The organism is Lentzea sp. (genome assembly GCF_036380075.1).
Taxonomy (GTDB): Bacteria; Actinomycetota; Actinomycetes; order Mycobacteriales; family Pseudonocardiaceae; genus Lentzea.
The window spans coordinates 1-11,307 of the sequence record NZ_DASVFL010000042.1 but is presented as its reverse complement, the minus strand read 5'-3'; the positions used below and the strand labels follow the sequence as shown (position 1 = coordinate 11,307).

The 11,307-nt window shown below is 74.0% G+C and carries 1 protein-coding gene; it reads left to right on the top strand.

Annotated elements, in window-relative coordinates:
• Positions 1–87 precede the first annotated feature (87 nt).
• On the top strand, positions 88–11,307 hold an 11,220-nt coding region (locus tag VF330_RS05380), incomplete at its 3' end, for an SDR family NAD(P)-dependent oxidoreductase (RefSeq protein ID WP_330850371.1).

The window sequence follows — 11,307 nt, the reverse complement described above, 5'->3', positions numbered from 1 at the left end:
CCCGGCGGTCGGCTGGATAGCTTGGCGGGTAAGGGATTCCGGCGCCGCGTCGCCGCGGTGGCGGATCACGTGGCGAAAGGGATCCGCATGCTCCGCACTGACCTGATCCGGCCGATCGCCGAGCTGCTGGAGGCTCAGGCGGAAGCGCACGGCGAGAAGACCGCCTTCTCCGACGCACGCCGCTCGGTCAGCTACGCGGCGCTGGCCGGGCGCACCCGGCGGCTGGCCGGTCACCTGGCCGGCCTCGGCGTGCTCCCCGGCGACCGGGTCCTGATCTGCCTGCGGGACGGCGTCGAGGCCATTGAGTGCTACTACGCGGCGAACCGGGCCGGTGCGATCGGCGTCCCGGTCGACGCGCGGCTGGCCGAACCGGAGATCGCCCACCTGCTGCGCGACAGCGGCGCCCGGCTCGTGTTCACCGACCGGCACGGCCTGGACCGCTGGGGACACCTCGTCCGCGGCCGCGAGGACCTCGTCGTCGTCACCGTCGGCGAGGACTACGAACAGCTCGCGTCGACCGTCCCCGTCCACGACGCCCGCGACTGCCTCGGCCTCGACGACCTCGCGTGGATGCTCTACACCTCCGGCACCACCGGCAGTCCCAAGGGCGTGCTGTCGACCCAGCGCAACTGCCTGTGGTCCGTCGCGTCCGCCTACGCGCCGGTGCTCGGGCTGTCCGGCGACGACAGGGTGCTGTGGCCGCTGCCGTTGTTCCACTCGCTCGCGCACGTGTTCCTGGTGCACGGCGTCCTCGCGGTCGGGGCCTCGGCGCACATCCTGAGCGGGTTCGCCGCCGGCGACGTCCTGGAGACCGTCCGGCGGGACGGCAGCACGTTCCTCGCCGGTGTGCCGACGATGTACCACCACCTGCTGACCGCGTCCGGGCAGGACAGGTCCGCGCTGTCGTCGCTGCGGGCGGGACTCGTGACGGGCGCGGTGGCGTCGCCCGCGTTGAAGGAGGCGTTCCGCGGCGCGTTCGGCATCGGGCTCGTGGACAGCTACGGCAGCACCGAGACGTGTGGTGCCATCACGATGAACCCGCCCGACGCGGAGTGGGTGGCCGACTCGTGCGGCCGGCCGGTGCCGGGCCTGTCGGTCCGGATCGTCGACCCGGAGACCGGCCGCGACCGCGCGACCGGCGAGGAGGGCGAGGTCTGGGTCAGCGGCCCGAACGTGATGACCGGTTACCACGGCCAGGAGGAGGCGACCGCGGCCGCGCTGCGCGACGGCTGGTACCGCACCGGCGACCTGGCCCGGCAGGACTCCTCCGGCGCGCTGACGATCAGCGGCCGGATCAAGGAGCTCGTCATCCGCGGCGGGGAGAACATCCACCCCGCCGAGATCGAGGACGTCGTCCGCAAGGTGTCGTTCGTCGACGACGTGGCGGTCGCGGGCCGGCCGCACGAGGTGCTCGGCGAGGTGCCCGCGGTGTACGTGGTGCCGTCGTCGCAGGGCAGGCCCGACCCGGTGGAGGTCTTCGCGCGGTGCCGGGAGCTGCTGGCGCACCACAAGGTTCCGGCGGAGGTCTACGAGGTCGACGCGGTACCGCGCACGGCCTCGGGCAAGGTGCAGCGCCGGCTGCTGGCGCAGCAACCTGCGCGTCTTGTCGCCACGGCGGCCGCCCGGCACGACTGGTTGTTCGGCGTGGAGTCCGGACGGCTGGTGCGCGTGGTCGACGCTCCCGAGGTCGTCGTGCGGCCGTTGACCGGCACCGTGCTCGTCGCCGGGGACGACCGCGACCTCGCGGAGCTGGTGGCCGCGCGGCTGGTCGAGAAACACGGTGCCGAACGCGTGGTGATGGGCTCCGCCACCGACGACGCGGTGACCGCGGTCGTGCACGTCGGGGGTGACGAGGCCGGTCTGCGAGCGCTCGACGACCGGCACCGCGACGTCGAGGCGTTCGTGATGCTGACCCCGCTGTCCCTGGACTCGCTCGAGTCCACCGCCGCCGCGATCGCACGCGACCGGCGGGCCAGGGGACTGGCCGGCACCGCCGTGGCGTGGGGTCACGACGCCGATCCGGGCCTCGGCGTCGAGAAGATGTCCACAGAGGACTTCCTGGCGTTGTTCGACACCGTGCGCGGACTGCCGGAACCGGTGCTGGTCGCGCTGGCGGTGAACAGCGCGGCACTGCGCGGCCGCGCCGGCGAGGTCCCGGAGCCGTTGCGCGGCCTGGCCGGCCCGTCCTTCGCGGTCCTCGACGAGGAGGACCTGCTGCGGCTCGTCCGCACCGAGGTCGCCGACGTCCTCGGCCTGCGGGACGCGTCCGCGGTGGACGCCGACCGGGCGTTCCGCGACCTCGGCCTGACCTCGGCGAGCGCCGTCGAGCTGCGGGGCAGGCTGATGGCCGCCACGGGCCGGCAGCTGCCGGTCACCGTCGCCTTCGAGCACCCGAGCGCCGCTCTGCTGGCCCGCCACCTCGGTTCGGAGAAGGCGCCGGCACCCCGCGCCGAGCGGCGGCAGCGGGCTGACGAACCGATCGCGATCGTGTCGATGAGCTGCCGCTACCCCGGCGGTGTCACGTCCGCCGAGGAGCTGTGGAACCTCGTCGCCGGCGAGGTGGACGCGATCACCGAGTTCCCCGCCGACCGCGGCTGGGACGTCGACGCGATCTTCGACCCGGAGCGCTCCCGGCCCGGCACCACCTACGTGCGGCACGGCGGCTTCCTGCACGACGCGGGCGAGTTCGACGCGGAGTTCTTCGGCATCAGCCCGCGCGAGGCGCTCGCGATGGACCCGCAGCAGCGCCTGCTGCTGGAGACGTCCTGGGAGGCGCTGGAACGCGCCAACATCGACCCCGCCACCCTGCGCGGCACCAGGACCGGCGTGTTCGCCGGCGTGATGTTCCACGAGTACTCGTCGCACCTCGGCGAGGTCCCGGACGCGCTGGAGGGCTACCTGAGCACCGGCAGCGCGAGCAGCGTCGTCTCCGGCCGCCTCGCCTACGTGCTCGGCCTCGCCGGACCGGCCGTCACGGTCGACACCGCGTGCTCCTCCTCCCTGGTGGCAGTGCACCTGGCGTGCCAGTCGCTGCGGTCCGGCGAGAGCAGCCTCGCGGTCGCCGGTGGCGTCTCGGTGATGGCGACGCCGGACGTGTTCGTCGACATCAGCAGGCAGCGCGGCCTCGCGCCGGACGGCCGCAGCAAGCCCTTCGCCGCGAACGCCGACGGCGTCGCGTTCGCCGAAGGCGTCGGAATCCTGGTTCTGGAACGGCTCTCGGACGCCCTCGCGAACGGCCACCCGGTGCTCGCACTGGTGAAGGGGTCGGCGCTGAACCAGGACGGCGCCAGCAACGGCCTCACCGCCCCCAGCGGCCTGGCACAGCAGGAGGTCGTCCGCGACGCGCTGGCGAGTGCCGGCCTGGGTCCGTCCGATGTGGACGCCGTCGAGGCCCACGGCACGGGCACGCGGCTCGGCGACCCGATCGAGGCGCGGGCGTTGCTCGCCACCTACGGCCGGGACAGGCCGGCCGGTCAGCCGTTGTTGCTGGGCTCGGTGAAGTCGAACCTGGGCCACACCCAGGCCGCCGCGGGCATCGCCGGGATCATCAAGATGGTCATGGCCATGCGGCACGGCACCCTGCCCAGGACCCTGCACGTGGACCGGCCGACCGACGACGTCGACTGGTCGGCCGGCGAGGTCCGGTTGCTGACCGCGGCGACGCCGTGGCCGGAACGCGACAGGCCGCGCCGGGCCGGGGTGTCGTCGTTCGGCGTCAGCGGCACGAACGCGCACGTGATCATCGAACAGCCACCGGCCGCGGTGGTGGCGGCAGGAGCACCCGGACCGCAGACCGTCGTCCTGCCGCTCTCCGGCCGCACTCCCGAAGCGTTGCGCGCCCAAGCTGCCCGGCTGCACACCCACCTGACCACCGCCCCGGACGTCCTCGACACCGCCTTCACGCTCGCCACCGCCCGGTCCCGTTTCCGGCACCGCGCCGCCGTCCTCGGCACCGGCGGCGAGGTGCTCGACGGTCTGGCCGCGCTCAGCACCGGCACCGCCCGTGCGAACGTCTTCACCGGCGTCGCGGGCACCAAGACGGCGTTCGTCTACCCCGGCCAGGGCGCGCAGTGGCCCGCGATGGCCCAGGAACTGCTGCGCACCTCGCCGGTGTTCGAGGCGTCGGTGCGCGAGTGCGCGGAGGCGTTCGAGCCGTTCCTCGACTGGTCGTTGCTCGACGTGCTGACCGGGCAGCCCGGATCGCCCGACGTCGGGCGGATCGACGTGGTGCAGCCCGCGCTGTTCACGATGATGGTGTCGTTGACGGCGTTGTGGCGTGAGCACGGCATCGAACCGGCGGCCGTCGTCGGGCACTCGCAGGGCGAGATCGCGGCCGCGCACGTGGCAGGAGCACTGACCCTGCAGGACGCCGCGAGGATCATCGCGGTGCGCAGCAGGGCCTGGGAGGACCTGTCCGGTCTGGGCGTGATGGCCGTGGTGTTCCTGCCGCGCGACGAGGTGGCCGAACGCATCCGGCCGTGGGGCGACCGGATCAGCATCGCCGCCGTCAACGCACCCGGATCCGTTGCGGTGTCCGGTGTTCCCGACGCCATGGACGAGCTGACCGACGTGCTGGAAGCCGACGACGTCCGGGTCCGCCGGATCCGCGGCGCCAACTCCGCCGGCCACACCGCGCTCGTGGAACGGCTGCGGGACAGGCTGATGGCCGACCTCGCCCCCGTGCGGCCGCGGCGCGCCACCGTGCCGTTCTACTCGACGGTGACCGGCGGCCAGGTCGACACCACCGAGCTCGACGCGGCCTACTGGTTCCGCAACATGCGCCAGACCGTGCGGTTCGACATGGCGACCCGGGCGCTGCACGACGCGGGCTTCGACACCTTCGTCGAGGTCAGCCCGCACCCGGTGCTCACGGTGTCGGTCGCGCAGACGCTGGAGGAGACCGACGCGGCCGTGCTGGGCACGCTGCGCCGCGACGAGGGCGGCCTCGACCGGTTCCGGATCGCGGTCGCCGAGGCCGTCGCCGCCGGGGCCGAACCGGACTGGGCGGTCGTGCTGCCGGGCGGACGGCTCACGGACGTGCCGCCGTACGCGTTCCAGCGGCAACGGTTCTGGCTGCCGGTCGGCCCGTCCACCGCCTCGGCGGGAGCGCTCGGACTCAAGCCCACCGGCCACCCGCTGCTCGCCGCCGAGCTCCGCCTCGCCGACGGCGACGACGTCGTGCTCACCGGACGGGGCAGGGCGAACGACACCACCCTGGCCGAACTGGCGTTGCGGGCCGGTGCGGTGGTCGCGGACCTGGCGGTCGTGCAGTCGTTGCCGGAGAGGACGACCCTGCTGTTCCAGGTGCGGGTCGGCGTCGCGGACGAGTCCGGCACCCGGCCGTTCGCGATCTACGCGGCACCGGAGGACGACCGTCCTGAGTGGACTCGCCATGCCGCCGGCACGGTGGCCGACGACGTTCCGGCATCCGCCGTCGAATGGCCGGAGACCGGCACGCGGATCGCGTTGACGGGCGAGGAACCCGGCGGCTACGGCCTCCACCCCGCCCTGCTCGACGCGCTGGTGGAGGCGGTCGCGGACGGGAACGCCGTCGCGTCGTCGTGGCGCGGCCTGCGTCTGCACTCCCGAGGGGCCAAGGAGCTGTGGGTGCAGTCCGTCCCGGCCGGTGGCGGTGTCGCCGTCCGGGCGACCGATCCCTCCGGTGCGGTCGTGCTCACCGTCGACGAGCTGCGGTTCACGTCGGCCGCGGATGCGCTGCCGCGCAACCTCTTCGCTGTCGAGTGGAAGCAGATCACCGGGATGCCCACCGGCCGTGCGGTGGTCGTGGACTCGGACGCCGACCTCGACACGATCGCGGCGGAGTCGCCGGACGTCGTGTTCCTGAGCCTGCGCCCGGAACCCGGCGACCTGCCCTCGGCCGTCCGGGCGACCGTGCTGCGCACCCTCGACCTGGTCCGCTCGTGGCTCGCGGACGAGCGGTTCGACGCGGCGAAGCTCGTGCTCGTGACCAGGAAAGCGGTCAGCACGGCACCCGACGAGACGATCGAGGACCTGGTCACCGCACCGGTGCTGGGCCTGCTGCGCAGCGCGCAGTCCGAGCACCCCGGACGCCTGCAGGTGCTCGACGCCGACACCACGCCGTCGTCCTGGCACCCGGACGAACCGCAGCTGGCCGTCCGCGACGGCAAGCTGCTCGCCCCGAGGCTCGTCCGGTTGCGCGAACCGGTGCAGCGCCGCCCGCTCAAGCCCGAGGGCACGGCTCTGGTCACCGGCGGCACGGGCGGCCTGGGCGCGCTGGTGGCCCGCCACCTCGTCACCGAACGGGACGTGCGCCGGCTCGTGCTGGTCAGCCGTCGCGGCGCGGAAGCCCCCGGCGCACCGGAGCTCGCCGCCGAACTGACCGGCCTGGGCGCCCACGTCACCCTCGCCGCCTGCGACACCGCCGACCGCGACGCACTGGCCGGTGTCCTCGCGGCCATCCCGGCCGAGCACCCGCTGACCATGGTCGTGCACGCGGCCGGGGTGATCGCCGACGGCGTACTGGAATCGCTGACGCCGGACCAGGTCGACCACGTGATGCGCCCCAAGGTGGACGCGGCGGTCCACCTGGACGACCTCACGTCCACAGTGGACCTGGACGAGTTCGTGCTGTTCTCGTCGATCGGCGGTGTCTTCGGCACGGCCGGGCAGGCGAACTACGCGGCCGCCAACGTGTTCCTCGACGCGCTGGCCCAACGTCGCCGCGACCGCGGACTGCCCGCGGTCTCCGTCGCGTGGGGCCTGTGGGCGGAACGCAGCGGTGGCCAGGTCGACGACGACACGTTCCAGAAGCTCGACAGGGGCGCCATCTCCGCGCTGTCCGCGGACGACGGCATCGCGCTGTTCGACGCGGCCCAGCGCGCCGGACGGGCGCAGCTCGTCGCGGTCGACCTCGACGTGCGCGCCGCCGACACCCGCGGCGAGGTGCTGACGGCACTGCTGCGCGACCTCGCTCCCACCACCCGGCGCGCCGGGGCCTCGCTGCCGCTGGCCGAACGCCTCGCCGGGCTGACCGAGGCCGACCGGGACCGCACCCTGCTGGACCTCGTCCGCGCCCAGGCCGCCGACGTGCTGGGCCACGCGAGCGCCTCGTCCGTGGACGCGAAGTCCACGTTCAAGGACCTCGGCTTCGACTCGCTCACCGCGGTCGACCTGCGCAACCGCCTGCACGAGGTCACCGGCCTGCGCCTGCCCACGACGCTGATCTTCGACCGGCCCACGCCCGGCGCCGTCGCCGACTTCCTGCGCGGCAAGCTGCTCGGCGAGCAGGCCGCCGCTCCCGCGAAGACGACCGCCCGCGTCTCGGACGACCCGATCGCCATCGTCGGCATGAGCTGCCGGTTCCCCGGCGGCGTGCGGTCGCCGGAGGACCTGTGGCGGCTGCTCGTCGCGGGCGGTGACGCGATCGGCGAGTTCCCGGACGACCGGGGCTGGAACCTCGGCGAGCTGGCCCACGGCGACGCGTCCGGCGCCCGCCGCTCGCACGCCAGGGCCGGCGGGTTCGTGCCCGACATGACCGACTTCGACTCCGGCTTCTTCGGCATCTCGCCGCGCGAGGCCCTCGCGATGGACCCGCAGCAACGCGTGCTCCTCGAAGCGTCCTGGGAGGCCTTCGAACGCGCCGGGATCGACCCGGACACCCTGCGCGGCAGCAGGACCGGCGTCTTCGTCGGCACGAACGGCCAGGACTACGCGTCGCTGCTGGCCCACGCGCCGGACGCCGAACCCGGCTACCTGATCACCGGGACGTCCGCGAGCGTGATGTCCGGCCGGCTCGCCTACACCTTCGGGCTGGAAGGCCCCGCGGTCACCGTCGACACGGCGTGCTCGTCGTCGTTGGTGGCCGTGCACCTGGCTCGTCAGGCCCTGCAACGCGGTGAGTGCACGATGGCACTGGCCGGTGGCGTGATGGTGATGTCGACGCCGGAGGCGCTGATCACGTTCAGCCGCCAGCGCGGGCTGGCCGAGGACGGCCGCTGCAAGGCGTTCGCCGGGGCGGCGGACGGCACCGGCTGGAGCGAGGGCGTCGGCGTGCTGATGCTCGAACGGCTCTCGGACGCCCGGCGCAACGGCCACAAGGTGCTCGCCGTCGTGCGCGGCAGCGCGGTCAACCAGGACGGCGCGTCCAACGGTCTCAGCGCCCCCAACGGCCCGTCGCAGGAACGCGTGATCACCGACGCACTGGCCGACGCCGGTCTGTCCACATCGGACGTCGACGCGGTGGAGGCGCACGGCACCGGCACGGTCCTGGGCGACCCGATCGAGGCGCAGGCGTTGCTCGCGACCTACGGCCAGAACCGTGAGAAGCCGCTCTGGCTGGGGTCGGTGAAGTCGAACATCGGCCACACCCAGGCCGCGGCCGGCATGGCCGGACTGATCAAGATGGTCCTCGCGCTGCGCCATGGTCTCCTGCCCAGGACCCTGCACGTCGACGAACCCACCCCGCACGTCGACTGGTCGTCGGGCGCGGTCTCGCTGCTCACCGAGGCACAGCCCTGGGAGGGCACCGGCTCGCCGCGCCGGGCGGGTGTGTCGGCGTTCGGCGTGTCCGGCACCAACGCGCACGTGATCCTGGAGGAACCCGAGCCCGTCGAGGCCCCGGCGCCGACGCCCGGTCCGTTGCCGGCGCTGGTCCCGTGGGTGCTGTCGGCCAAGGGGAAGAACGCCTTGCTCGCCCAGGCCGACCGGCTGAAGGCCTCTGTGGCGGACGCGGGTCCGGCCGAGGTGGCGAGGGCGCTGGTGACGACCCGTGCCGCGCTGCCGGACCGGGCCGTCGTGTTCGGCCGCGACCGGGAGGAGCTGCTCGGCGGCCTGGACCTGGCCGGACCGCTGGTGCGCACCGGCCGGGCGGCCGAGGGCAGGACGGCGTTCCTGTTCTCCGGCCAGGGCAGCCAGCGCGCCGGGATGGGCCGGGACCTGGCCGAGGCGTTCCCGGTGTTCGCACGGGCGTGGGACGAGGCGATCGCTGCTCTGGGCGGTGAGCCGCCGGAGGACCGGCTGGTGCGGACCGAACACGCTCAGCCCGCCCTGTTCGCGTTCGAGGTCGCGCTGTTCCGGCTCCTGGAGTCGTGGGGCGTGCGCCCTGACTTCCTCGCGGGGCACTCACTCGGTGAGATCGCCGCCGCGCACGTGGCCGGTGTGTTCTCGCTCGCCGACGCCGCCGCGCTGGTCACGGCCCGCGGCCGGCTCATGGGCCAGTGCCCGCCCGGTGGCGCCATGATCGCCGTCCAGGCCGCTGAAGCCGAAGTGCTCGACCAGCTCGGTGAGCAGGTCTCGCTCGCCGCAGTCAACGGACCGCGGGCGGTCGTGCTGTCGGGCGACGAGGACGCGGTCGTCGCCATCGCCGACCACTGGCGGTCGTTGGGCCGCAAGACTTCCCGGCTGCGGGTGTCGCACGCGTTCCACTCCGCGCACATGGACGGAATGCTCGAGGAGTTCCACGAGGTCGCGGCCGGGCTGTCGTACAGCGCGCCGCGGATTCCGTTGGTGTCCAACGTGACCGGCCGCCTGCTGACGCCGGAGGAGGCGTGCTCGCCGGAGTACTGGGTGCGGCACGTCCGGCAGGCCGTGCGGTTCCACGACGGCGTGCGGTACCTGGCGGGGGAGGGCGTCACCCGGTTCCTGGAGGTCGGCCCCGACGCCGCGTTGTCCGCGATGGTCGACGAGCCCGGCGCCGTCGTGCAGCCCGCGGTGCGGCGGGACCGGCCGGAGGCGGAGACGTTGCTGCTGGCGGTCGGCGACCTGTACGTCCACGGCCAGCCCGTCGACTGGACCGCGCTGCTGCCCGAGGCCGAACCGGCCGAGCTGCCCACCTACGCCTTCCAGCGGACCCGGTACTGGCTCGACGCGCCGTCGACCGCCGAACCCGGGAACCACCGCCTCGACTGGGTTCCCGGCACGGCGGCGGAGACGCCGGACGTGACCCGGTGGGCCGTCATCGGCGGCCCCCGGCTCGACCTCACCACCGCGTGGCGGCTCACCGGCAACCGCGCGGCCACCTACACCGGCATCGCGGCCTTGCGCGCGTCCGGTGACGTCCCCGCCACCGTGCTGGTCTGCGTCGCGTCCGACGAGTCCGGAGGTTCGGCCGACGCCGTGCACGCGACCACCTCGCACGTGCTCCGGCTCCTGCAGGACTGGCTCGCCGACGACCGGCTCGCCGACTCCCGCCTGGTCGTGGTCACGCGAGGCGCGCAGGCCGACGACCTCACCCACGCCGCCGTGTGGGGCCTGGTGCGGTCGGCGCAGTCCGAGCACCCCGGCCGCATCACGCTCCTCGACCGCGACGCCGCGTCCGACGGGGTGCTCCTCGCGGCGAGCGCGGTGCCACAGGGGCTGCTGCGCGACGGGCGACTGCTGGTGCCACAGCTGGTGAAGACCGAGGCAGCGGCCAGGAAGACGTTGAGCGGCACGGTCCTGGTCACCGGCGGGACGAGCGGGCTGGGCGCGGTGCTGGCCCGGCACCTCGTCACCGGTCACGGCGTCCGCGACCTGCTCCTGCTCAGCCGCCGCGGACTGGCCGCCGAGGGCGCCGCCGAGCTCGTCGACGACCTGACGCGCCTGGGCGCGACCGTGCGGGTCGAGGCCTGCGACGTCGCCGACCGGCAGGCGCTGGCCGCCGTGCTGGACGGGGTCGCGGTGACGGCCGTGGTGCACGCCGCCGGAGTCGTCGACGACGGCCTGATCACCACGCTGACCCGCGACCAGGTCGACCGGGTGCTGCGACCCAAGGTGGACGCGGCGATCGCCCTGCACGAGTTGACCTCGGACCTGGACGCGTTCGTGCTGTTCTCCGGTGCCGCCGGCACGTTCGGCGGTCCGGGGCAGGGCAACTACGCTGCCGCCAACTCCGTGCTGGACGCTCTCGCCCGCAGCCGTCGCGCCGCCGGTCTTCCGGCCGTGTCGCTGGCCTGGGGGATGTGGGCGGAACGCACGGGGATGACCCGCGGACTGTCCGAAGCGGACGTTCGCCGCGGCACGCGCTCGGGTTTCGTGCCGCTGGCCACCGAACAGGGCCTGGCGTTGTTCGACGCTGCCCTGAACGGTGATCCCGCGGTGCTGCCGCTCGCGGTGGCGTCCGGAGCAGCTCCGGCGGCACCTCACCGCGTGGCCGAGGAACCGGCCGACGAGCAGTGGACCGACCGGCTGCGCGGCCGCACCGAATCCGAGCAGGCGCGGGAGCTGCTGGACCTCGTCCGGTCGGCCGCCGCGCAGGTGCTGGGGCACCACGACCCGGCCGCGGTCGAGGAGGACAGGCAGTTCCGCGACCTCGGCTTCGACTCGCTGACCGCGGTCGAGCTGCGCAAC